Here is a 22,421-nt window from a genome sequence, read left to right as displayed (position 1 = left end):
TAGTTGCGTTTTTAAATTAGTTCATTGAAAATATATTTCTCATCATATTCAACATCAAACTTCTTTAAGATTTCTAAATATTCTTCCCTAAATGTCTTCTTTTGATGGTGAATTTCTTGATTTTCAATATACTTAATAACATCGCTTATCTGAGATTTACTGTATGAAAATGCCCCAAATCCTTCTTGCCATTGAAAATGTCCATTGACAAACTTATTTTCATTAATCCATTTTGAAGATGATTGCTTCACATCTTTCATTAAATCTGACATTGATTGTGTCGCCCTAAATCCGATTAAAATATGGATATGGTCAGGCATTCCCCCAATTGCCAAAAGTTTATGGTCATTATTTTTGATAATCCCAGTTATGTATTTGTATAACGAAATTTTAAAATTCTCATTTATTAATCCGTTACGAAATTTTACAGCGAATACAAAATGAATGTGAATTTGTGTGTATGTGTTTGGCATAATATATAGTCCCTACGGGACATTTTTGATTGGTCTAAATTTATTTTTTCTACCGATATTTAATTCCTACGGAATTTATCAATGTTGAAGATATTTTTTATTTAAACAATCCTTACGGACATTTTTGGTTGGCGTAAATTTATTTTTTCACCGATATTTTATTACTCCAGATTGACTTTGTTTAAGAAGCTACTTTTGGTAAAATATTTGAGATAAGATTGAAGGTTCTCAAAGATATTCCGTAGGAATTAAATATCGGTAGCAAAACATTGCCGTCCAAAATGTTTTGTCCCGTAGGGACTATACTATTTATTCAAAATATGTCTAATCACCGTTTCCGCAGCGTAAAGCCCAAAAAGCCCCGGCATATAACTGTTTGTTCCATAAAATGATTTCTTGTAATTCTTTCCGTCGGTTGTTTTTAAACTCGATTCATCTTGAATTTCTGAAGAAAAAACAACTTTCACGCCTTTATCAATTTTCACTTCTTTCAAGCGTTTTTTGATGGCTTTCGCTAAGAAACAGTTTTGGGTTTTGCTAATGTCGGCCACTTTTACTTTTGACGCTTCCATTTTTCCGCCAGCGCCCATACTGCTGATAATTTTTACTTTTTTACGCTTTGCGGCGATAATCAAATTTAATTTTGGAGTTACGCTATCTATGCAATCCATCACAAAATCAAATTCGTCAGAAACAATTTCAAAAGCTCTTTCTGGCGATAAAAACTCTTTTACTTTTGTCAATTTTAATTCTGGATTTATATCCAAAAGACGGTTTCCAACAACGTCAATTTTTGGTTCTCCAACAGTTGAATGCAACGCTGGCAATTGTCGGTTAATGTTTGTAATATCAACAACATCGCCATCAACAATCGTCATTTTTCCAACTCCGGCTCTTGCGATAAATTCGGCTGCAAACGAACCAACTCCACCTACTCCAACAATCAAAATGTTTGCGTTTTTTAATTTTTCTAAGCCTTCTTTTTTGAACAACAATTCGGCTCTTTCAGTCCATTCTGCCATAATCTTACATTTTATTTTTCAGAAAAAATGCTTCTGAAATTAGTTTCAACAATATCTTTTAAATCTTTTATTTCTAAGTTTTTATACCTCGAAGCAACTTCATAAACTTCTTGGATTTTTTCTTCAACGGTATCTGTTTCTAGCAAAAATCTATCGTTTGGAATACTTTTAAAAACTGACTCTAATTCGGGATTTCTAAGCAAATATTTTCCAAAAGAAAGATAAAATCCGTTGTCTAAAAGCTGTTTTGCCAGTTCTTGTTTCTTTGAAAATCCGTGGATAATCATTGGAACTGAAATTTTCAAATCGGTTTTTATCTTGATTAATTCTTGGAAAGAAGCCACGCAGTGAATTACTACTGGTTTTTTAAATTTTTCGGCCAAAGCCAAATGTTTTTTGAAAACTTCTTCCTGTAAATCAAACGGAATTTCAATTCTTTTGTCCAAACCGCACTCTCCGATAGCCAAACAATTTTCGTCAGAAAGCTTTCCTTCAATTATTTTCAAATCTTCTTCCAAACGATTTTCCACGATGTACCAAGGATGAATTCCGATAGAATAATTTGGAATCGAAGCATCAAATTCTTGCGGATATTGATTGACCAATTCAAAAATATCGGGTTCGTTCGTGGCTTTATGTGTGTGAAGATTGTAGTACAAAATTTATTTTTTGAATTTCTTTACGCCCGCTTTTATTTCAATTGCCAAATCATTTTCTTGTGGTGGAATTGGGCACGAATATTTATGATTGTAAGCACAATAAGGATTGTAAGCGGTATTAAAATCAATCGGAATCAACTCTCCTTCAGGAATTTCTAAGTCAACATATCTTCCGCCTCCATAACTTTCAGCGCCCGAAGTCAAATCGGTAAACGGCAAAAACAAGCTGTTTTTATACTTTTCGATTTTCTTCAAATCCTGGCTTTGGTAAATATTTAATTTGAAAGATTTTCCGTCGATTGAAAAATGTGCTTCTCCATATTTAACGTAAACTGGTTTTCGAGTTGTCGTTGTGGGCATTTCAAAAGGTTTTTCGTCAGGCGTTCTCACGAATTTTGCCAAAACAAAAAAGTTTTCATTTGCTGGATAAAAATCTAGCGACTTGAATTTCTTTAGGTCTTTTTCTAAAAGCGGACTTTCTTTCGCGTCAGCATATTCTGAATTGATTTGCTTTTGAAACGCGATTACCGAATCTTTTACGAAACTATTTTGTCCAAAAGAAATTGAAAATGTGAGCAAAAACAAGATATTTAGAAGCGTCTTCATCGTTTTTAATTTATGCAAAAATAAGCAAAATTATCCGTTTTCCTTTATCAAAAAAGCCTTACAATCTTTGTAACTTTGTTTCAAAATTCACAAATCAATGCTTCAAAAAGCTTTCAAACGTTATATCGATTCGTTCAGAGGTTTCACAAAAGAAATCTGGATTTTGACGCTGATCACCTTTATTAATCGCGCCGGAACGATGGTTTTGCCGTTTCTTTCTAAATATTTGAAAGAAGATTTGCATTTTTCTTATGGCGAAGTTGGTTGGATAATGGTTTGTTTCGGATTTGGTTCCATGATCGGATCTTGGCTTGGCGGAAAACTTTCTGATAAAATCGGATTTTATAAGATAATGATTTTCAGCTTATTTACCAGTGGCGTTTTAATTTTTTGCATTCAGTTCATCACTTCATTTATCGGATTATGTTTGGGAATGTTCGTCGTGATGATCATCGCAGATATGTTTCGGCCGGCGATGTATGTTTCGGCCGGCGATGTATGTTTCGCTTGGCGCGTACGCAAAACCCGAAAACAGAACACGTGCTTTTACATTGGTTCGTTTGGCGGTGAATCTTGGTTTTGCAGCGGGACCGGCTTTGGGAGGCTTGATTATTATGGGAATTGGATACAAAGGATTGTTCTGGATTGACGGTTTATCGTGTGTCACAGCTATTTTAATCTTCGGATTATTGGTCAAGGAAAAGAAAAAATCACCTTATGAAGATCATCAAAATTTTGAAGAAGCCGTTGTAAAATCGGTTTTTAAAGACACTCCGTTTTGGGTTTTTCTATTGGGAAGTTATTTGACAGCAATGGTTTTCTTCCAATTATTTACGACTTTGCCTTTGTATCAATCTGAATGGTATCATCTTACAGAATTTCAAACCGGATTATTGATGTCGATGAACGGACTGATTATTTTCTTTCTGGAAATGCCGATGGTGAATTATTTTGAACGTAAAAGCGTGAATAAATTGAAAATCATACTTTGGGGAACATTTCTTTTGAGCTTAAGCTATTTTAGTTTACTGATAAATGTTTGGTCCGGAATTTTAATTATAGGAATGCTTCTGATCACCTTTGGAGAAATGCTGAACTTTCCGTTTTCAAATACTTTTGCGATGAGCCGTGCTCCAAAAGGTCACGAAGGTCGATATATGGCGCTTTACACGATGAGTTTTAGTCTTGCTCACATCACCAGCGCCAAACTTGGAATGGAAATTATCGCGCGTTTTGGTTATCAGACCAATTGGCTCGTTATGGGAATTATGGGACTCGTTGCTTGTTTCAGTTTCATTTATTTAAATCGAATGCTACTTAGGATTGACTACACATTCATCTATAAATCAGACAAATAATTTATCTAACTAAAAATTTAGTTTAAAAACTATAAAAATAGTTTGCAAACTAAAAATATAGTTGTAGGTTTGTATTGTTAAAGTTAGTTCTATAGAAAAACTTTGGATGTCAGTTATCTATTCTGAAGTTTTTCTATTAAAAATCAAAATACAAAAATGCAAAAGTTAACAAATAAGGAAGAAGAGATTATGCAGATTTTATGGAAACTTGAAAAAGCGTTCGTAAAAGAAATTATGGCCGAAATTAAGGAAGATCAACCGCATTATAATACGCTTTCCACCATCGTTCGCATACTTGAAGAGAAAGGTTTTGTGGCGCACAATGCATTTGGAAATTCACATCAATATTATCCAATTGTGGCGATGGAAGATTACAGGAAACGTTTTATGACCACGGCCATCAATAATTATTTTGATAGTTCTTATAAAAATTTAGTGTCCTTTTTTGCCGAAGAAGAAAAAATTTCTGCCGATGAATTACGTGAGATTTTAGACATGATCGAAAACAAAAAATAATATGGAAAATTTTGCACTATATTTAGGAAAAGTATCTGTTTTGCTGACCATTTTCTTTTTGGCTTACTTCTTTTTACTGCGAAAAGAAACATTTTTTAACGCCAATAGATGGTACCTTTTATCAGGAATTTTGACTTCAATTGTTTTGCCTTTTATTTTATTTAAAAAAGTAATTTTGGTAGAACCGATTGTTAGCCAATTTGTTCCAAAGCAAAACAATATGGTGTATCAACCTATTACTTCTTCGGCTGAACCTGCGTTTGAAATCAATTGGTTTTATGTTCTTGTCGGAATCTACTCCATCGGAATGCTTTTCTTTTTGTCGAAGTTTTTGAAAGACTTAATTGCATTATCAAAAATTTTAAAGAATCAAAAAATTCAGGAATTTGAACGATTTAAACTTTTGGATACCACTAAAATACAATTGCCTTTTTCTTTTTTTAATTACATTGTTTTTAATTCAAGCCAATTTAAACAAGTGGAATTAGAAAATATTTTGGAACACGAAAAAGTTCACAGCGCGCAATATCATTCGGCTGATATGATTTTAAGCCAATTGTTTTGCATCGTATTTTGGTTTAATCCTTTTGCTTGGTTTCATAAAAAAGCAATCGCCCAAAATTTAGAATTTATTGCAGATTCTCAGGCGTTAAAAGCTGTTCCAGACCGAATAATTTATCAAAAAACATTATTAAAAGTAAGTGCGCCTCATCAATGCATTCCAATCACTAATCATTTTTTTCAATCATTAATCAAAAAACGAATCGTTATGTTAAACAAAAATCAATCAAAAAAGAGAAATTCATTGAAGTATTTGGCAATTTTGCCGTTGCTAACCATTTTTATGTTGCAATTTCAAGTGAAAACTGTGGCGCAAGAAAAACCACGCACCGATCAAAAAAACAATTTTGATACCGAAATTGTTATCGACAAAAATTCAACCGATGCAGATTTAAAACAAAAAGCTGAAGAACTTAAAAAAGAAGGAGTTACGTTGAAATTTTCGAAAGTAAAGAGAAATTCAAAAAACGAAATTGTCGCGATTAAAACCGTTTATGAAGATAAAAAAGGAAATTCTTCTGAAAATTATCAAAAAAGTGACAGTCCCATTACGCCTTTTAAAATTAGCGCAAGCTCGAATTCAATTTCGATTTCAAGCGTGGGTTCATCGGTATATGAAAATCCAAGAAGTGCGAGTACAGTAACTTCTAAAATGCAGGTGTCTCAAGGGGAAATGCCAGTTCCTCCGGTGCCACCAACCATGCCACAAATGCCGGCGATGCCAAATATTGGAAACATTCCGGTTCCTGCTGCGCCAGTTATGCCTCCTGCTCCAATCGCGCCAAGCGTAGCTTATGACGAAAAAAATAAAGATTGGAAAAAATTTGAGGAACAAATGAAACAATTTGAAATTCAAATGAAATCTAAAGAAGGTGAATTTGCCAAATTTGAGAAAGAAATGGAAAAATATGGAGAGCAAATGGAAAAAGCATTTACTCCAGAATTTGAAAAGCAAATGGCAGATTTTGAGAAAAAAATGGAAAAATTTGAAGCTGAAATGGAAGCTTATCAAGAAAAAATGCAAGCGCAAGGATCCAATTAATATCTTTATAAAATTAAAAAGGCTGTCTAAAATGACAGCCTTTTTTTGTATCTTTAAAATAAAACCAGCGATTATGTTCAAATTATTAGCAAAATTAAATAAATGGCTTTTGCCAAATTACACCAAAGAACAGCTTGATTTAGCCAAAGCCACAAAGTTTCAAAAAGCAATTATTGCCTGGAAATATTTTGTGACCACAAGAGCTTTGGACTAATATTTTAGCGGAGAATACACTTGATATTCGCCGATCTTTTCTTTCCCTTTCAAGAAAGTAAGCTCCATTATAAAATTGCACTGCACGATTTCGCCACCTAATTTTTCTACCAATTCACAAACTGCTTTTGCGGTTCCTCCGGTTGCTAACACATCATCGTGGATTAAAACCTTATCACCTTTTTGAATCGCGTCTGTGTGGATTTCTAAAGTATCTGTACCATATTCTAAATCATAAGTTGCAGATATTGTTGTAAACGGAAGTTTTTTTGGTTTCCTTACCGGCACAAAACCTGCATTTAATTTCTGCGCAAGCAATGTTCCGAAAAAGAAACCTCTGCTTTCCACTCCCACTACTTTGTCAATTTTTTTGCCGTTTACACCTTTTAGCAACAATTCAAGGCATTCTTCGGTGGCTTTTGGGTCTGCCAAAAGTGGTGTTATATCTTTAAAACCTATTTCTGGTTTCGGAAAATCCTGAATATCACGGATGTAGTTTTCTATTGACATTTTTTTTGAAATTTTATTGTATTTAGGCTTGCAAATTACACATTTATCTTTATATTTGCACCCGCAATAAGGTTATGTTATTTACGAATTCATAACTTAAAGCATGGCCTCGTGGCGCAACTGAATAGCGCACTTGATTACGGCTCAAGAGGTTACTGGTTTGAATCCAGTCGAGGTCACAACTTAAACCGCAGAATATTGTTTTTCAATAGTTTGCGGTTTTTTATTTGCCAATAATTCAGATTTCAAAAGTTTTAGAGCATAAAAAAATCCCAACCTTTTGAGTTGGGATCTTTTCAATTATAACAAGAAAAATTATTTTAGTTCAAACTTTACTTTGCTTTTGATATCTGCGGAAGAAGCGCCAACGATTGCCTCAAAATCTCCCGGTTCAGCAACCCAGTCGTGTTTTTTATCATCAAAAAAGCTTAAATCTTTTTTATCGATCGTGAACGTTACTGTTTTCTCTTCTCCTGCTTTTAACGCTACTTTTTCAAAACCTTTTAGCTCTTTAATTGGCCTTGGCAACGAAGATTTTAAATCAGAAATATATAATTGTACCACTTCTGAACCATCACGTTTTCCAGAGTTTTTCACTTTTACGCTAAAAGTAATGTTATCAGAAGCATTCATCTGGGTTTTGTCTGCTGAAACTTTGCCATATTCAAAAGTTGTGTAGCTCAGTCCGTGGCCAAAAGGGAATAATGGCGTGATTTTCTTCATTTCAGCCCATCTGTAACCTACAAAAATACCTTCTGAATAATTTACATCTTTGCTTCCCGGAAACTCTCCGATGGCATGCGCTCCGTTATCTTCCAATTTCGCAGGAAATGTAAATGTCAACTTCCCTGAAGGATTTACATCTCCGACCAAAACAGAAGCCAACGCATTTCCACCTTCCGTACCTAAAAACCAACCTTGAACAATTCCCGGAACTTGTTTTATCCACGGCATCGCCACAGCATTTCCAGAAATATTTACAAAAACCAAATTCTTATTTACCTTTACTAAATCTGTAATTAATTGGTCTTGATTATAAGGAAGTCCTAATGATTTTCTATCGTGACCTTCGCTATCTTGGTAATCGCTTTTGTTCAAACCTCCAACAAAAATCACGATATCAGCGTCTTTTGCTACTTTTAAAGCTTCTGCTCTTAATTCTTCAGCCGAACGTTTTTCTGCTAAATTTTGTCCAGAATTTACGCCGTTGTAATCCGTTGAAGCGTCTCCAACATAACCTCTTGCATAAACCACTTCTGCCTCTTTCCCTATTCTATTTTTCAATCCGTCAAGCGGAGAAATTTCATATTTTGCCTTAAGCGACGAACTTCCGCCGCCAACAGTCATCATCTTAATTGCATTTTCACCTATAACTGCAATTTTCTTAGATTTTGATAAATTAATCGGAAGAATATTATTGTTGTTTTGCAATAAAACGATTCCTTCTTCAGCAATTTTTCTTCCGGCCAAGGCGTGCTCTTCTGTTCCAAATGAACCAGCTGGTCTGTCTTTTGCCATCGTTGTCAAGAAAGAAAGACGCAAAACACGACGCACTTTATCGTCTAATTCTTTTGTTCCTACTTCTCCAGATTTGATTAAATTCAAATAAGGCTGTGCCAAGAAATAGCTGTCGTAAGCATTTTTAGAACCTTTTGAAAGTCCGTCAGTCCAAGTTCCAAACTCCAAATCCATTCCGTTGAAAATCGCTTCTTTTGTATTGTTTACGCCTCCCCAATCAGCAATTACAGTTCCTTCAAAAGCCCATTCGCCTTTTAAGATATTGTTCAACAAATATTCGTTATGGCAAGCTTGTTGGCCTTTATATCGATTGTAAGCCCCCATGATTGTCCAAGTATTTCCTTCTTGAACGGCGGCTTTAAATGCCGGAAGATAAATTTCATAAAGTGCGCGGTCGTCAACGACCACATTCACAGTATGACGGTTTGTTTCTTGGTTATTCAAGGCAAAATGCTTAACGCACGCAGCAACTCCGTTTGACTGAACACCCTGAATATAAGGAACCACCATTTTCGAAGTCAAAAACGGATCTTCGCCCATATATTCAAAATTTCTTCCGTTTAATGGCGAACGATAAATATTTACGCCTGGTCCCAAAAGCACATTTTTATTTCTATATCGCGCTTCTTCACCGATAGATTGCCCATAAAGTAAGCTCATATCTTTGTTCCAAGTGGCAGAAAGTGCCGTCAATGCTGGAAATGCAATGCAAGAATCGTTTGTCCAATTGGCTTGATCCCATTCATCCCACAATGTTTCTGGACGAATTCCGTGTGGACCGTCAGTCATCCAGTTTTCTGGAATTCCCAATCTTGGAACACCCGGCGAACTAAATTTTGACTGCGCGTGAATCATCGCAATTTTTTCTTCAAGCGTCATTTTAGAAAGTGCATCTTCCACACGCTCTTTAAGAGGTTTTGTATTGTCTAAATAAACGGCGACCTTCTTTTGTGCGTTCACTGAAAACGAAAAAGAAAGGACGGCGACAGCAATTGAAATGCTATTTTTGAACATATTTTTGGGTTTTAATTTTGGATATTTTGTAGTTATTCGAATTGTAAAACTATAACGATATAGTGGTTTTAATACTTGTAACACAAAAAAAGTAGCGACTGAAAATTACAAATTACTTATTTACAATATGTTAGATAAATATTTAATACAAAAAAAGTAGTGCTTTAAAATAAAATTAGAACGTTTTTCCGGGAATTATTCCGATTTTTGAAACCATTTCTTCAAATTCATCTCTTGAAACAACGGCCTTATTTCGGGTTTTTGTTCTGTAATTGTAAATTGTACTTAATGAATATCGAAGAAATGCTGCAATTTTTACGCTGTCAGTAATTCCTAGTCTTATCAAAGCAAAAATGCGAAGTTCCGTATTTAATAATTCGCCTTGCTTTAAAATTACCTGTTCATCTTTTATCAATAAGGAATTAAAATCTCTGACAAAAGTTGGATACAAATTAAGGAAAATTGAATCGAAATTTTTGTAAAGTTCTTCCAATTCTGTATCCACAACAGTCGTTGATTTCAACATTTTAAACAATTCTTCCAACTGTTTTTCAGAAGCTTTTTTATTAAGCGATTTTCTATAATTTTCAAGCTTGTTGATGTACGTCGAACACATATCAAAAAAGTGTGCAATATATTCTTCTTTGACGCGATTTGACTCTGATAATTGGTTGTTTCGGTCGTTAAGCAAATCATTGTTTTGAATAATATTGCTATTTAATTCAGCTAATTTTTGACTATTCAGATGTAATTCTTCCTTGATTTTTGAAACCTTTTTCATCTGATGATATACGTAAACAATGGCAATTATCAGCAATAAAGACAAAATACTGATCAATATTAAGTACAACTGAAGTTGCTCTTTTCGCTTAGATTCTTTGTCTAAATAAGTGGTATTTATAATTGAATATAGTTCAGAAATCTGTAAAGTCCTGAATTTTACATTGCAAAAAATAGCGTCTTCAATAGCCGATTTTGTGAAGCGATACGCATTGTCGATATCGCCTGTTTCATAATAAATCAAAGCCAAATTCTGAACCGAAGCATTGTCTTTAATTGAATTTTCAATATCTGTAATTGCAGAAAGCATATAATATTCTCTTTCTAATTTGGCATCGCCGTTAATCTTATAAGTCTGCCCAATCAAATAAGCAATCATCGCAAAATCTTGGTCTCTTTTCCGTGATTCTGAAGCTAATTGCAGCAACTCTTTTTGCGCAATTGAAACAGCTCCGGCTTCGATATTTTTCTGAGCTAAATTAATTTTATATTTAACCGAATAAGGTTCTAAAACCGAAAGTAGTGAATCTCGGTAGGAAGAAATTTGCTTGATGAATTGGCCGTTGTAAGTGCTTGTGGAATAATGTTCTAAAAATTGACCATATGTTTCATAATATAATGGAAGAATATCTTTTTGGAGTTTCTTTGAATCAATGCCCTTCAAAATTCGCTCACATTCTAAATATTTTCCTGACGAAGAAAACAAATTTGCAAGTTGCAATTGCGCCAAATTAATTAACTTTTTATCTTTTAAAATTTCCGCAATTCTCTTATTTTTCTTTACATAGTAAATCGCAGAATCGACTTTAAACTTTCTGTATTCTGAAAATAAATTCTTGTTGCAATCATATTCTTGCAACAATGACATTTCGCCAGAAAGCATTTTTTTTAAGCGAGAAATACGTTTTTCTTTGTTCTTATCATACTGCGATTTGTGTTTCATCGCATAATTTAATTCTTTAAAAATAGAATCTGTGCTTCCATAAGTGGAAACAGTTGCTATCAGAATTAGGAAAAACATTACTCTTTTCAACGCTTTTAAAATTTACTGCCACAAATATAACAAACGGAAAATGATTATTTTTATAATGTGATGCAACCATTTCATTTTTAAAATCGTCTATGTCAATAGAAGGCTTTTATTAAGTCTTAAAACCATTAAACGTAAAAAACATCATGAAAAAAATTTTATTTTTAGCACTATTCTTGCCAATGGTAAGTTTTGCACAAGAAGAAACCACAACAACGGAAGTTAAATCAGAAGTTCCGACAAATCGATTTACGGTTGCAGCAAATTATACTTTTTCAGATCCAAGTCAATTTGGATTGAGCTTTGAATACAAGAATAAAGACACAGAACACGACAGAAATACTTCAAAATTACTGAATCTTTCTTATGGTCAAATGAATTATGACAATAATTTTGTGGACGTTGACGGCGAAGGTTTTGTAATCGAATTAGGAAGCAGAACTTACATCCAAAAAGGAAAATGGGACGGTTTTTACGGCGAAAATTTTATTTCTTACGGAAATATAAAATTCGACGAACAGATTGGTTCTCTAGGAAAATTCGATGGAACGTATTCTTATTGGAGTATTTTTAACCCAAATGTAGGATATCGTTTTTTAGTTGGCGGAGTTAGCATCGACCCTTCAATTGGCGGCAACTGGAAATGGGAAGTGAAAGGAAAAGGCGATGTTGACAATAAAAATGTAGATAATTTTGTTTTCAGAGCTGGAATTAAAATTGGTTATAGTTTTTAAGTAAGCATTGTTTTTTTAAGGAAAAGGCACTAAATTTTAAAAATTTAGTGCCTTTTTTATTGGAGAAAATCAGTTCCTCAAATTACAGTTTCCTGATATAACTTCCATACAAGTCATTGAACTGATATCCTTTAATGATTCTGTCTTTGCTTAATTTATTGTATTCCACCAATCCCCAAAGCACAAATTCCTTGAAGAAATAAGTATCTTCTGGAGCCAAATCGGGTTGGTATTTTGCAATCAAAGCTCGCAACGGAATTACGGAATCTAGTTGCTGTTTGTATTCCAAATCAGTCGCGTCGTCTAATAATTCAAAACCGCTTTCGTTGAAAAACCAATCTACAATTTCTTTGTAAGGACTTTTGTCTTCTTCTCTTTCTAATTTTTCAATTTTCGGGAAATAATTTGGGAAGAAAGTTTTGATGGCATCGCCAATTAAATGCTGTGCTACCACTCCTGCTCCTTCTTGCTCGCCTTCATAAACTAATTCTACTTTTCCTGTAATTGCAGGAATAATTCCCATGAAATCAGAAAGTCGCAACGTTGTTTTTTCTTCGCCTGATTTTAAAGCTCTACGTTCAGCAGTACTTAATAAATTTTCAAAAGCTGTGATGCTCAATCTCGCACTCACACCACTTTTGTTATCGATAAATTCGCTTTCTCTGGCTTCAAAACTGATTTGTTCCAATAAATCTCTGGCGATTGACGGCACGTGAATGTAATCGCTTTGACGATTGTCCAAATTTGATTCTTGTTCTGTAATCGTTCTTGCAATTTCAATAGTTTCTGGGTAATGCGTCAAAATCTGAGAACCAATTCTGTCTTTCAACGGAGTGACAATGCTTCCGCGATTCGTATAATCTTCTGGATTTGCAGTGAAAACAAATTGCATATCTAACGGCATACGAAGTTTAAAACCTCTGATTTGAATGTCGCCTTCTTGCAAAATATTGAACAAAGCCACTTGAATTCTGGCTTGCAAGTCAGGCAATTCATTGATGACAAAAATACATCGGTTCGCTCTCGGAATCATCCCAAAGTGAATCACTCGGTCGTCCGCATACGATAATTTTAAATTCGAAGCCTTAATTGGGTCAACATCTCCAATCAAATCCGCCACCGTCACATCTGGCGTAGCTAGTTTTTCGAAGAATCTTTCGTCTCTGTAAATCCAAGAAATTGGCGTGTTGTCACCTTGTTCTGCAATCAAATCTTTTGCAAAGCGAGAAATTGGTTTTAACGGATCGTCGTTGATTTCTGAACCTGAAACAATTGGCATCCATTCGTCTAATAACGTGACCATTAATCTGGCCAATCTTGTTTTGGCTTGACCTCTTAATCCTAGTAAATTGATGTTGTGACGTGAAAGAATGGCACGTTCTAATTCTGGAATTACGGTATCTTCATAACCGTGAACACCTTGAAAAACGGTTTCTCCCGAAGTTATTTTTTTGCGAAGGTTATCTCTCAATTCGTCTTTGATGCTACGCGATTGGTACCCTGATTTTTTTAATTCGCCTAGTGTTTTTATATTTTCTGTGGTCATTGTTTTACTGTTATTTTTTATTTTTTTGAACCATTAAGAAATAGGTTCATTGGGTTATATTTATTTTTACTTTAATTGGGCTATTTTTTACCATATAAGGCATTTAAGTCCATCGTCACTTTTCTTTGTGGAGCTACTTTATGTGATGGCGCCCGTTCCTCGCAATGACGTTGCCACTGAAATCTGAACACTGCAAACTACTTCACCTTTTTTTTCCTATTCGTTTCATAATCTTCAAAAATCATTTCGCCCAAGCCTTTTAATCCGGTGTAAAATGCTTTTCCTTGGTTGGCTTCCGTGAATTGGTTGACAAATTTCTGAAGATATGGGTCGTTTGCAATCATAAAAGTAGTAATCGGGATGTGCAATTTTCGGGCTTGACCCGCCATATTGTAGCATTTATCTACGATATATTCGTCGAGGCCGTTGCTATTCATATAATATGAACCGTCGCGTTCCTTGACACAGCTTGGTTTTCCGTCGGTAATCATAAAAATCTGCTTGTTCGTGTTTCGCTTTCTTCGGAGCAAATCCATCGCTAATTCCAATCCTGCCACGGTATTTGTATGATACGGACCTACTTGCAAATACGGCAAATCTTTGATGGCAATCGGCCAAGCATCGTTTCCAAAAACCAAAATATCCAAAGTGTCTTTAGGATATCTTGTCGTTATTAATTCGGCCAAAGCCATTGCCACTTTTTTTGCCGGAGTGATTCTATCTTCGCCATACAAAATCATACTGTGGCTGATGTCAATCATCAAAACCGTACTCATTTGCGCCTTGAATTGCGAATCTTCCACAACCAAATCTTCTTCGGTCAGCTTAAAATTATCTACACCATTATTGATTTGCGCATTGCGAAGGCTTTCTGTCAACGAAATTCGCTCGAGACTGTCACCAAAATGATAATTTCGAAATTCTCCCGTGTGTTCATCGCCATTGCCTGAATGTTTTGTCTTGTGATTTCCAGAACCGCTTCGTTTTAAATTGCCGAAAATTTGGTCAAGTGCTTGCTGGCGAATCGCTCTTTCGGTTTTTGCCGTGATGGCCAAACCGCCCGTTCCGTCATCTTTAACTTCGTCTTTTATGTACCCTTTCTTTTTTAAATCTTCGATAAAATTATCGATGGTATAAGCCGAATCCGTTAATTTATATTCTTTGTCTAGTTCGCGAAGCCAGTCAATAGCTTCGTCCAAATCGCCTGAAGTGTGCGTGATCAATTCTTTGAAAATCTCGAAGAGTTTATCAAACGGAGACAAATTTGGAGCTTCATATTGCTTGAATAAAAAGCCTTTTCTTTTATTAGTTTCCATAGTCGTTAAAATTAAGACTTAATTGGATGTGATGGTTTTTAAGTGTTATTAATTTTTAGTTAAAGTCTGATATTTACTTTTTACCATATAAGACATTTAAGGTCATTTGAATTTCAATCATTGGTTTTTGAAATCTTTGATTTTTGCTTCCGCCTACTGCCTATTAACTTTTGCCTATTGCCTAAAAAAGAATAGCTTTGCACAAACTTCAAATTTCAATGACCGAATACATTCACGACCAAGATTATTTTGACAATGTTTACACCGAAGATGAATTTAATCTAAAGGAATTTGAGGTCTGCAATTTTACCGGGTGTGATTTTACAAGATGTAATTTCATTGGTGTGACTTTCACCGACTGCACTTTTACCAACTGCGATTTCAGTGATGCAAAAATCAATCACGTCGCCTTTAGAGGTGTGAATTTTATTGACTGTCAAGTTTTAGATGTCAATTTTTCAATGTGTGATAAATTGATTTTTGAGATTCATTTCAAGGATTGTATTCTGGATTTTGCCAAGTTTTATGACTTGAAAATGATTGGTACAAGTTTCACTAACTGCAGTATGATTGCCATTGATTTTATGAATACTGATTTGACCAATGTTTTGTTCGAAAATTGCAATTTGCACAAAGCAGTTTTTCAAAATACTATTGCCAACAAAGCTGATTTTACTACAAGCTATAATTTTTCTATCGACCCAGAAAAGAATAAAATCAAAAAAGCCAGCTTTTCACTAGCCGGCTTAAAAGGTTTGGTCGAAAAACACGAGTTGGTTATCCGTGGATAGACTCGCTTTTTCCATATTTTGCGATAACTGAGGCTTCAAATTCAAGCCATTCTCTCCAGCGTTTTTCTACATCGATTCCGGTTCCGTATTTTCTGGCGTAAGTGATGAAAGTCGTATAATGCGACGCTTCACTTTCCATCAAATCCCAGTAGAATTTTGACAATTCTTCGTCTTTAATATTTTCTGACAGCACTTTAAAACGCTCACAACTTCTGGCTTCAATCATTGCAGAAAACAACATTCTTTCCACAAATCCCGAAACTCGGCTTCCGGTGTTGCTTTGTTTCATGTATTTTGCCAATTCGCCTACGTATTCGTCTTTTCTTTCGCGACCTAAAGTTAGTCCGCGTTTTTTGATGATTTCGTGAACCATTTCAAAATGTTCGATTTCTTCTTTTGCCAAAGCCAACATGTCGGTCACCAAATCAGGATATTCTGAATTTATCGTGATAATCGTGATGGCATTTGAAGCCGCTTTCTGTTCGCACCAAGCGTGGTCTGTCAAAATTTCTTCAATGTTTTTTTCAACGATATTCACCCATCTTGGGTCGGTTGGCAATTGTAAGCGGAGCATTGACATAATGAATAATTTAGAGTGCAAATTTAAGGAATAGTTTCTAAGGTGCAAGTTGCTGAGGCGCTAAGTTTTTACAATAAAAAAGGAACCTCAGCTTTCGCCTGGTTCCCTTTTTACTAACTAACTCTAACAAAATTTACTTTGTTATCAATGCGATAACGTTTTTTGATTGATTTGCCTTTTGGCGTGATGATTGAAACTCTGGTTAATTTTCGTTCGATAAATTATAATTGTAATACGTGGCTGTGACTCCTTTTGGCAGGTATTTTTTTAATTTCTTTTGTACAGCTTCAGAAATTTCTTTGTCGTTTACTATTAATTTTGAATTGGACAGTTTGAAAGATAAATTTTCTGTGTTTTTGATGATTTTTTCTTTTAACAGTTCTGATATGATTTGATTATAAAGAATTTTTTCATTCGTGTCATTCTTTGAATCTAATTTAGAGCTCACTGAAATGTTTTGCTTACTAAGAATTTCAAGATCGATTTGAGATTGTATCAGCGCTTTTTGAACTTCTAATTTTTGCTGATCAGCTTCAATTTTTGCCTTCATCGCTTCCAATTTTTGCTTTTGCGAAGTCAGTTTTGAAAAGTCATTTTCATCTTCTCCTTCAGAACTTTCAAGCCTTTTTCTCATAAATGATTCTGTTCTTTTTTTTATTTCTTCGTGTCTATCTTTCCCTGCTTCTATTCTTGCCAATCGGCTTTCCTCTCTTGCTTTTGCACTTTCAGTTCCAGCAAATTCGCCTGTTTTTCTTCTTTCTTCATCCATCAGTCTTTCTCTTTCTCCTTCAGTTTTAGAACGTTCTCCTTGAATTTTAGCTTGTAAAAATTCTTTCTTAGCTCTTTCTGCTTCGATTTTTGCTAAACGCAATTCCTCTCTTGCTTGACGAGCCTCTTCTTTAACTTGTTCTAATTCTTCTGGAGAAAGTTTTGCTTCTGAAGTTGCTTTTTCAGCTTCTGCAACGGCAAGTTCTGCTTCTCGTCTAGCTTCTTCAGCTTCCATGTGTACAACCTCAGCGTCTGCAACAGCAACTTCAGCATTTGATTCTATTTCTGCCATTGCTTCTGCCTCTGCAACTTCTGCTTCCATCATAGCTTGTTCTTCAGCCGTAAGTTCGCCTTCTGCTGGAGGATTTTCTACGACAAATTCTTCTCCGTAAGCTACTTCTTCATTATTCTGCAAAGTCGCCGCTTTTGTGTTTGAACAAGCTACAGTAAATGATGCGATAATGATTATGCAAATGGATAAAAATGTTTTTTCGATTGAATTCAGCGACTTGTTATTATCGTAAATAATTCTTTTGGCGCGTTCAAGAAGCTGATTTTTGTTGCCTCCGAAACCTACTGCTAATTCGTTTTGTTTCATATTATATTCTTGAAATGAGACTAATGCGTGAATAAATTTTGATTTGTTTTTTGTGATTCCGACCGCAATATCATCACAGCAGTTTTCTCTTTCTTCCTTAATAATTGACGATACCCAAAGCACGCCCGGATTAAAAAAGAAAAAGATTTCTGCAAAACTTTGGATTAAGTTTATGAAATAATCTTTGCGACGGATGTGCGCCAATTCGTGTAACAAAATGGCTTCAATCTGGTCTTGTGGCAAGTTAGAAAGCAATCCGATTGGGATTAAAATGATTGGCTTGAAGAAACCTGTAACTGATGGAACCGAAACCAACTGCGATTCTAAAAGCACGATTTTCTTTTTGATTTTCAAAATTTTGCTTAATTCCAAAACTCTTTGAGCCCAATATTCTGGCACTTCTTGATTTCTATAATTTCTGATTCTGTAAATATTGCTCAGGCTTCTGAAGATTCCGAAGCATTTTATACTAAAAATCAAAAACCAAATGAATACAATTGTTTTAGAATTTTGGTTCAAAAAATCAATTCCAATTTGAAGATAATCTGGAGCTTCGCTTGCTGGCAAAAGGATTTCGTCTTGGTTAAAATCATCCATCACAATTAATTCTTCTGAAGAGATAAACATCGCATCACTTTGATATTCATAATTAAATGTAAATCCAACTGCAATCATAAAAGCTAGAAACAATACCGAGAGGATGCTGTAACGCAGGTTTGCCTTGGCTTTTTTGGTAAATAGGATAACCAATCCGGCGAAAATTGCCAGAATTAATCCTTGCCACAACGAGTGAAGAAGTGTCCAGGAAATTGCTTTCAAAATAGTTTCGTTTGGTAAAAGCATAATCGTGAAATTTGAGGTTTCTTATTTGTTTTCTAACTTGTCTAAAAGCGTTCTGATTTCGTCAATTTCTTCTTGCGACGTTTTTTTGTTTCCAAGCAATTGCATCATTAAGCTAGAGCTGGAACCGTTGTACATCGTGTCGACAAATTTTTCGAGCAGAAAACCTTTCGTTTTTTTCTCTTCGATTGCAGGACTATAAATGTGTTTCATATTCGTTTTGTCACTGATGAGCATTCCTTTTTCGGTCATAATCTGCATCAATTTTAAGGTCGAAGTATATTGCACGGCTCTTTTCTGCTCGTTGAGTTCGTCATTCACAAATCGCACTGTTGAAGGTCCGGACTTCCACAAGACTTGTAAAATTTCTAATTCTGATTTTGTTGGTTCTGATTGCATCCTCTTTACATTTTTAGTTCTTGAACAATTCAAAGGTAGGAAATTTTTCGTACGATTTAATTATTAGGTAGATTTTTTTTGAAAATAATTTAGAAAAAATAAAAAACCCTTGCGTTTACAAGGGTTCATTTTGAAAAAAATTATGTTTTATGTATTATTTTATTGGCCATAACCTCCTGCTTCCACAGTTACTTTTTGTAAATTTATTTCTTTATCACCACATTTTACTGCGAATTTTACACTTTTGTACATAAACTGTACTTTGGCAATGATGGTAACCTCAGCTTGAGGATTATCTTGAGTTGCTTTTTTGAAAGCTTCAACTATTTCTGTTTCGTCAAAAATGGCTTCGTTCCAATTATTTTTATAGTAGAACGTCACTGTTTTTGGTAAAGTTTGGTTTTTAAATTTGTTTGCCTCTTTTAAATCGAGTTTGTCTTCTTCACCATTTATATATTGAACGTGGGTATTTTTTGCCAATTTGTCTTCTTCCTTATAAAATTTCATATCAAAACGCCAATTATAACGTGTTCTATAAGTGTCCCACAAACCAAAAGGAATGCCGTTGTTTTTAAAATTCGCTTCTTGTTCAGCTGTAAATAGCGTCTTAAAACCATCTTCAAGAAATGCTTTTGTGTCTTTGTAAATTCCGGGTCTTCTCATGGTTTTATTGACATCTTCGGCTGTTTCGGTTGCTTGAAATCTTGCAACCTCAACTCTGTGAAAATCTCCCGTAAGAAAAACTACAACAGCGCCACCCGGCGCGACGCCCACAACGATATGTTGATATGTTTCGTGAACGGGTTGCTGACTCGCATTGTCGATATTATAAAAACCTTCTTGAAATAACGCTAATATTTTGTCACTTGGAAGCGCACCTTCATCTAAAAACCATACTTTTTTCTCTGCATAACTCACCCATGTCAGCGAAAGCAACGAAGGAATTTGATTGCCGCCAGAACCGCCTTCTTGTCCATCAACATCCCAGCCGTCGTCTTCAATCCCATTATTTCTAAAAGCGGCGATAAAGTCTTTTTTGGTTGCCAAATAACCTGTAGTTATCTCAATTGGATAATCTTTTATGGATGTTACAGAACAGCTCCAGCTATAATTGGTTTTTGTTTTGTTATCGTCAGTTGGTGTTTTCATCGGTTCTTTTTTACAGGAAATTATTGCTAGACATATAAAAATCGTGCAAATAAGTTTTTTTATTTTTTTATCGGTTCTCATTTTGAGGGTTTTATGATATCTCTTATTCTGCCTTTTTCAGGTTTATTGACCAGCCCAACAACCGCATTGTAATGCAAATAATTATTTCTTAATCTTTTTAAATCGGCCTCAGGTATTTGGTATTTAATTTGTGCTGATGGACTTGCGATCACTTTATCAGCATAAGTTTCGAGATTGGCTTTTATGCGTTGCATTAATGCCAAATGGTCTGGAAAAATGTTTGGCGTAAAGTCATAATTTTTTATTGTAAAATTTCCGAATTCTAGCTTTTTTTCTTTAGCAAATTTCAACATCATGTGTAAAGGAATGTAACTATATTGATTGCTCACATAAGCTCGGCTAGAAACTAATTCGTGCGAATATCTGAAAGTTTCTTTTCCGGAAGAGTAAAAATTCGAGTTTATGTGGATTTGTTTATCTGTAAACCAACCTTCGTTGATTAAAGCTGTTCTAAATTGCTCTAATTTTGGTGAAATTTTTACAGTATCGTTTGTGTCATCTTTCGCCAAAACATGGCTTTCCTCTAAATCTTGTACTCTGACACCAGTTGGCAAACCTTCTGGTCTTCCTTCGACATAACTTCCGCCCACATCACAATGGACTCCTGGAATATTAAGTTCAATATGATTCTTTTTACGTGGTATTCTTGACAAACTGAAATTATATCTGTGTTCGTCGTCTGCCGTCATGTGAACGATGTGCTGCGCTTTTCCACTGATAGTATTGAGACCTAAATCGTCAACATCATTTCCTTGAATTACTCCGTGATGCGCCACGGTATCGTATAATCCAGCAAAACGGATGACGAGCCTGTCAATAGTTATTCCTTTTTCAGTAAGCAAATATCCAAATCTACCATTGGTTGGCATCATTTTTTTTCTGTATTTGCTATCTACTGGATTTCCGTTATCATCGACGGCCATTTCAATTCTCTGATCTCTTGTAGAATATGGTATTGGCTTAGATCCTGTGACTGGTCTTGCTTTATAAGCCGGTTTGCTTATTTCGTGTATAAAATGTCTTGCTGATGCCGCACCGCGACTAAACCCGAAAACGTCTATTGTTATGGTGCCTATTCGCTCTTTTGCTCCATCATCTATTTTAATTTTAGCAACGGTTTGCTCTACAGCCCTTTTTACCCGTTCCACAATACCGCTGGAACCCCAAGCTACTGCAGCGCCTAAACTATCATCTTTTTCATACTTTGAAACGTTTAATTTTTCATCACCAAGTGTGTTTGTCCCCATACCTTCGGTATAAATTTTAAATACCGTCTTGTCATTTTTTTCATAATTATCAAAAAGTATGGCTGGATTTGAAAGATCATTTTCATAACTGGTCTGTCCATACATATAATTATCGCCACTGGCAACATCTGTTTTCTTTGTAGCGTATATTTTTAAATGTTCACCATTATTGTATGTACTTGTATTTTCTGCTAATCGCTTTTTTTCCCAATTCGTTCTTGCCATCGTATCATAACGATTGTTCATGGTTCCATCAATAAAAACACCGATAATTAAGTTTTTAACTTTTCGGCTATCGGAAATATCTTTATCAACTTCGCCAACAATTGTGGGAATATTTGTAACCGGCGGATCAATAAGCTTTATTTTTTCATTTTTTACTTTCAATTGGGTTTTGTCATAAATTGTTGCGATATGACTATCATAAGTAACCTTTGCATAAAATTCATGCTCTGACTCATTTACATAATCTTGATCATCCAATACCTTTTTGAACACCTGAAGATTTGTAAAATATACGAAAGCATAACCATTTTTATTCACTTTGCTTGATGTGTAGGTTCCCATATTTCGAGAACTGTCGCCGTGGCCATCAGCTTTTTCATCCTCGTATATTGTCACGCTCAAAGTATCGCCAACCGGAATATGGCTGGTTTTTATGATGAGATAAATTCTGTCAAGGTAGCCGACGGTTCTGTTTACTACCTTTTGTCCATAATCATCTCGCCAATAAAGTTCAATTTTCGGATTTCCTCCTAATGTTCTTATTGTAGTCTGCGCTTTTATCGCGCTTTTTACAATGGCCTTTAGGCTGTAAGTTTGATTTCCTATTAAAAAATTAAAATTGCCTGTGGTATTTTTTGAGATTATTTTTTTGCCTTGAGATATTTCCCAAGTTGTGACATCCTTAGTCAATGACGATCTATCAATTGTGAAGTAATTTCTATTGGCCACTCGTGTGTTATCAATACCAACTATATTATTTTCAAAATTTATTGAATTTAAAATATAGCTGTATTTTTTATTGATTATCGGTCTTGTTTCGCCTAATATGTGCATAATCGTATTTT

At 34.9% G+C, this 22,421-nt stretch carries 21 protein-coding genes and 1 tRNA gene; 8 read left to right on the top strand and 14 right to left on the bottom strand.

All coding sequences use genetic code 11. The features are described 5' to 3' along the window. Window positions 1–11: 11 nt before the first annotated feature. The 4 genes from tnpA to ACFPVY_RS01225 form a co-directional block, all read right to left on the bottom strand. Complete coding sequence (gene tnpA / locus ACFPVY_RS01240) at window positions 12–473, bottom strand: IS200/IS605 family transposase (protein ID WP_379789863.1); 462 nt, start codon at window positions 471–473, stop codon at window positions 12–14. A 305-nt stretch (window positions 474–778) separates the two neighbouring features. Then, on the bottom strand, window positions 779–1,495 hold the full coding sequence (locus ACFPVY_RS01235) for a tRNA threonylcarbamoyladenosine dehydratase (protein ID WP_379789862.1): 717 nt from the start codon (window positions 1,493–1,495) through the stop codon (window positions 779–781). Between the two features lie 11 nt (window positions 1,496–1,506). Then, entirely contained in the window at window positions 1,507–2,157 is a 651-nt protein-coding gene (locus ACFPVY_RS01230; protein ID WP_379790259.1) for a TatD family hydrolase, read from the bottom strand. After that, window positions 2,158–2,760 carry a DUF1684 domain-containing protein gene (locus ACFPVY_RS01225; protein ID WP_379789861.1) on the bottom strand — a complete coding sequence of 201 codons (603 nt, stop codon included), beginning with the start codon at window positions 2,758–2,760 and terminating at the stop codon, window positions 2,158–2,160. A 97-nt stretch (window positions 2,761–2,857) separates the two neighbouring features. Between ACFPVY_RS01225 and ACFPVY_RS01220 the strand changes: the two genes are divergently transcribed. The 5 genes from ACFPVY_RS01220 (at window position 2,858) to ACFPVY_RS01200 (ending at window position 6,451) form a co-directional block, all read left to right on the top strand. Next, entirely contained in the window at window positions 2,858–3,409 is a 552-nt protein-coding gene (locus ACFPVY_RS01220) for an MFS transporter (protein WP_379789860.1), read from the top strand. Next, a complete protein-coding gene (locus tag ACFPVY_RS01215) occupies window positions 3,327–4,118 on the top strand; it encodes an MFS transporter (RefSeq protein ID WP_379790258.1) in 792 nt (263 codons plus the stop codon). The genes ACFPVY_RS01220 and ACFPVY_RS01215 overlap by 83 nt, the downstream gene beginning before the upstream one ends. Window positions 4,119–4,274: 156 nt before the next feature. Continuing rightward, window positions 4,275–4,634 carry a BlaI/MecI/CopY family transcriptional regulator gene (locus tag ACFPVY_RS01210; RefSeq protein WP_379789859.1) on the top strand — a complete coding sequence of 120 codons (360 nt, stop codon included), beginning with the start codon at window positions 4,275–4,277 and terminating at the stop codon, window positions 4,632–4,634. A 1-nt stretch (window position 4,635) separates the two neighbouring features. Next, window positions 4,636–6,237: a M56 family metallopeptidase gene (locus tag ACFPVY_RS01205; RefSeq protein WP_379789858.1), complete on the top strand. Its 1,602-nt coding sequence runs from the start codon at window positions 4,636–4,638 to the stop codon at window positions 6,235–6,237. A 73-nt stretch (window positions 6,238–6,310) separates the two neighbouring features. Further along, the gene (locus ACFPVY_RS01200; protein WP_379789856.1) at window positions 6,311–6,451 is read left to right on the top strand and encodes an SsrA-binding protein; all 141 of its coding nucleotides are present in this window, start codon (window positions 6,311–6,313) and stop codon (window positions 6,449–6,451) included. Here ACFPVY_RS01200 and ACFPVY_RS01195 read toward each other — a convergent pair. After that, window positions 6,448–6,960: an adenine phosphoribosyltransferase gene (locus tag ACFPVY_RS01195; RefSeq protein WP_379789855.1), complete on the bottom strand. Its 513-nt coding sequence runs from the start codon at window positions 6,958–6,960 to the stop codon at window positions 6,448–6,450. The two genes, ACFPVY_RS01200 and ACFPVY_RS01195, sit on opposite strands and share 4 nt — an antisense overlap. 105 nt (window positions 6,961–7,065) lie before the next feature. Between ACFPVY_RS01195 and ACFPVY_RS01190 the strand changes: the two genes are divergently transcribed. Beyond that, window positions 7,066–7,139: transfer RNA gene (locus ACFPVY_RS01190), tRNA-Arg, on the top strand. 136 nt (window positions 7,140–7,275) lie between these two features. Here the strand turns inward: ACFPVY_RS01190 and ACFPVY_RS01185 are convergent. Next, window positions 7,276–9,492: a glycoside hydrolase family 3 C-terminal domain-containing protein gene (locus ACFPVY_RS01185; protein WP_379789854.1), complete on the bottom strand. Its 2,217-nt coding sequence runs from the start codon at window positions 9,490–9,492 to the stop codon at window positions 7,276–7,278. 175 nt (window positions 9,493–9,667) lie between these two features. Next, on the bottom strand, window positions 9,668–11,293 hold the full coding sequence (locus ACFPVY_RS01180) for a DUF6377 domain-containing protein (RefSeq protein WP_379789853.1): 1,626 nt from the start codon (window positions 11,291–11,293) through the stop codon (window positions 9,668–9,670). A gap of 155 nt (window positions 11,294–11,448) precedes the next feature. On the opposite strand from ACFPVY_RS01180, the gene ACFPVY_RS01175 reads away from it, so the two are divergent. Continuing rightward, window positions 11,449–12,036 (top strand): hypothetical protein, encoded by a 588-nt coding sequence (locus tag ACFPVY_RS01175; protein WP_379789852.1) that lies wholly within the window; start codon window positions 11,449–11,451, stop codon window positions 12,034–12,036. An 82-nt stretch (window positions 12,037–12,118) separates the two neighbouring features. Here ACFPVY_RS01175 and ACFPVY_RS01170 read toward each other — a convergent pair whose 3' ends face one another. Both ACFPVY_RS01170 and ACFPVY_RS01165 read right to left on the bottom strand, forming a co-directional pair. Beyond that, entirely contained in the window at window positions 12,119–13,582 is a 1,464-nt protein-coding gene (locus ACFPVY_RS01170; RefSeq protein ID WP_379789851.1) for an AAA family ATPase, read from the bottom strand. Between the two features lie 197 nt (window positions 13,583–13,779). Beyond that, entirely contained in the window at window positions 13,780–14,898 is a 1,119-nt protein-coding gene (locus ACFPVY_RS01165; protein WP_379789850.1) for a vWA domain-containing protein, read from the bottom strand. Between the two features lie 218 nt (window positions 14,899–15,116). Between ACFPVY_RS01165 and ACFPVY_RS01160 the strand changes: the two genes are divergently transcribed. Beyond that, window positions 15,117–15,689 (top strand): pentapeptide repeat-containing protein, encoded by a 573-nt coding sequence (locus ACFPVY_RS01160; RefSeq protein ID WP_379790256.1) that lies wholly within the window; start codon window positions 15,117–15,119, stop codon window positions 15,687–15,689. Here the strand turns inward: ACFPVY_RS01160 and ACFPVY_RS01155 are convergent. The 5 genes from ACFPVY_RS01155 to ACFPVY_RS01135 all read right to left on the bottom strand — a co-directional run bounded on the left by ACFPVY_RS01155 (window position 15,676) and on the right by ACFPVY_RS01135 (window position 22,410). Continuing rightward, window positions 15,676–16,263, bottom strand: coding sequence for a MiaE family protein (locus tag ACFPVY_RS01155; RefSeq protein WP_379790255.1), 588 nt, complete (start codon window positions 16,261–16,263; stop codon window positions 15,676–15,678). The genes ACFPVY_RS01160 and ACFPVY_RS01155 overlap by 14 nt on opposite strands. A 208-nt stretch (window positions 16,264–16,471) precedes the next feature. After that, window positions 16,472–18,478 (bottom strand): M56 family metallopeptidase, encoded by a 2,007-nt coding sequence (locus tag ACFPVY_RS01150; protein WP_379789849.1) that lies wholly within the window; start codon window positions 18,476–18,478, stop codon window positions 16,472–16,474. Window positions 18,479–18,499: 21 nt separating this feature from the next. Continuing rightward, window positions 18,500–18,874, bottom strand: coding sequence for a BlaI/MecI/CopY family transcriptional regulator (locus tag ACFPVY_RS01145; protein ID WP_379789848.1), 375 nt, complete (start codon window positions 18,872–18,874; stop codon window positions 18,500–18,502). A gap of 159 nt (window positions 18,875–19,033) precedes the next feature. Continuing rightward, window positions 19,034–20,023, bottom strand: coding sequence for a DUF2931 family protein (locus ACFPVY_RS01140; protein WP_379789847.1), 990 nt, complete (start codon window positions 20,021–20,023; stop codon window positions 19,034–19,036). A 77-nt stretch (window positions 20,024–20,100) separates the two neighbouring features. Continuing rightward, the gene (locus ACFPVY_RS01135; protein WP_379789846.1) at window positions 20,101–22,410 is read right to left on the bottom strand and encodes a T6SS phospholipase effector Tle1-like catalytic domain-containing protein; all 2,310 of its coding nucleotides are present in this window, start codon (window positions 22,408–22,410) and stop codon (window positions 20,101–20,103) included. Window positions 22,411–22,421 lie beyond the last annotated feature (11 nt).

Origin of the sequence: Flavobacterium qiangtangense, from assembly GCF_042658345.1 — a bacterium.
In the GTDB taxonomy this organism is placed as follows: Bacteria; Bacteroidota; Bacteroidia; order Flavobacteriales; family Flavobacteriaceae; genus Flavobacterium; species Flavobacterium qiangtangense.
Note: the sequence above shows the minus strand (reverse complement) of the source record. Positions and strands in the feature narration are given on the sequence as shown.

Excerpts from the sequence above, each read along its gene's own strand:
- ACFPVY_RS01205 (WP_379789858.1), top strand. The coding sequence starts at position 4,636 with ATGGAAAATTTTGCACTATATTTAGGAAAAGTATCTGTTTTGCTGACC.
- ACFPVY_RS01140 (WP_379789847.1), bottom strand. The coding sequence starts at position 20,023 with ATGAAAACACCAACTGACGATAACAAAACAAAAACCAATTATAGCTGG.
- ACFPVY_RS01165 (WP_379789850.1), bottom strand. The coding sequence starts at position 14,898 with ATGGAAACTAATAAAAGAAAAGGCTTTTTATTCAAGCAATATGAAGCT.
- ACFPVY_RS01200 (WP_379789856.1), top strand. The coding sequence starts at position 6,311 with ATGTTCAAATTATTAGCAAAATTAAATAAATGGCTTTTGCCAAATTAC.
- ACFPVY_RS01175 (WP_379789852.1), top strand. The coding sequence starts at position 11,449 with ATGAAAAAAATTTTATTTTTAGCACTATTCTTGCCAATGGTAAGTTTT.
- tnpA (WP_379789863.1), bottom strand. The coding sequence starts at position 473 with ATGCCAAACACATACACACAAATTCACATTCATTTTGTATTCGCTGTA.
- ACFPVY_RS01170 (WP_379789851.1), bottom strand. The coding sequence starts at position 13,582 with ATGACCACAGAAAATATAAAAACACTAGGCGAATTAAAAAAATCAGGG.
- ACFPVY_RS01155 (WP_379790255.1), bottom strand. The coding sequence starts at position 16,263 with ATGCTCCGCTTACAATTGCCAACCGACCCAAGATGGGTGAATATCGTT.
- ACFPVY_RS01160 (WP_379790256.1), top strand. The coding sequence starts at position 15,117 with ATGACCGAATACATTCACGACCAAGATTATTTTGACAATGTTTACACC.
- ACFPVY_RS01145 (WP_379789848.1), bottom strand. The coding sequence starts at position 18,874 with ATGCAATCAGAACCAACAAAATCAGAATTAGAAATTTTACAAGTCTTG.
- ACFPVY_RS01210 (WP_379789859.1), top strand. The coding sequence starts at position 4,275 with ATGCAAAAGTTAACAAATAAGGAAGAAGAGATTATGCAGATTTTATGG.
- ACFPVY_RS01150 (WP_379789849.1), bottom strand. The coding sequence starts at position 18,478 with ATGCTTTTACCAAACGAAACTATTTTGAAAGCAATTTCCTGGACACTT.
- ACFPVY_RS01235 (WP_379789862.1), bottom strand. The coding sequence starts at position 1,495 with ATGGCAGAATGGACTGAAAGAGCCGAATTGTTGTTCAAAAAAGAAGGC.
- ACFPVY_RS01180 (WP_379789853.1), bottom strand. The coding sequence starts at position 11,293 with ATGTTTTTCCTAATTCTGATAGCAACTGTTTCCACTTATGGAAGCACA.
- ACFPVY_RS01185 (WP_379789854.1), bottom strand. The coding sequence starts at position 9,492 with ATGTTCAAAAATAGCATTTCAATTGCTGTCGCCGTCCTTTCTTTTTCG.
- ACFPVY_RS01195 (WP_379789855.1), bottom strand. The coding sequence starts at position 6,960 with ATGTCAATAGAAAACTACATCCGTGATATTCAGGATTTTCCGAAACCA.
- ACFPVY_RS01135 (WP_379789846.1), bottom strand. The coding sequence starts at position 22,410 with ATGCACATATTAGGCGAAACAAGACCGATAATCAATAAAAAATACAGC.
- ACFPVY_RS01225 (WP_379789861.1), bottom strand. The coding sequence starts at position 2,760 with ATGAAGACGCTTCTAAATATCTTGTTTTTGCTCACATTTTCAATTTCT.
- ACFPVY_RS01220 (WP_379789860.1), top strand. The coding sequence starts at position 2,858 with ATGCTTCAAAAAGCTTTCAAACGTTATATCGATTCGTTCAGAGGTTTC.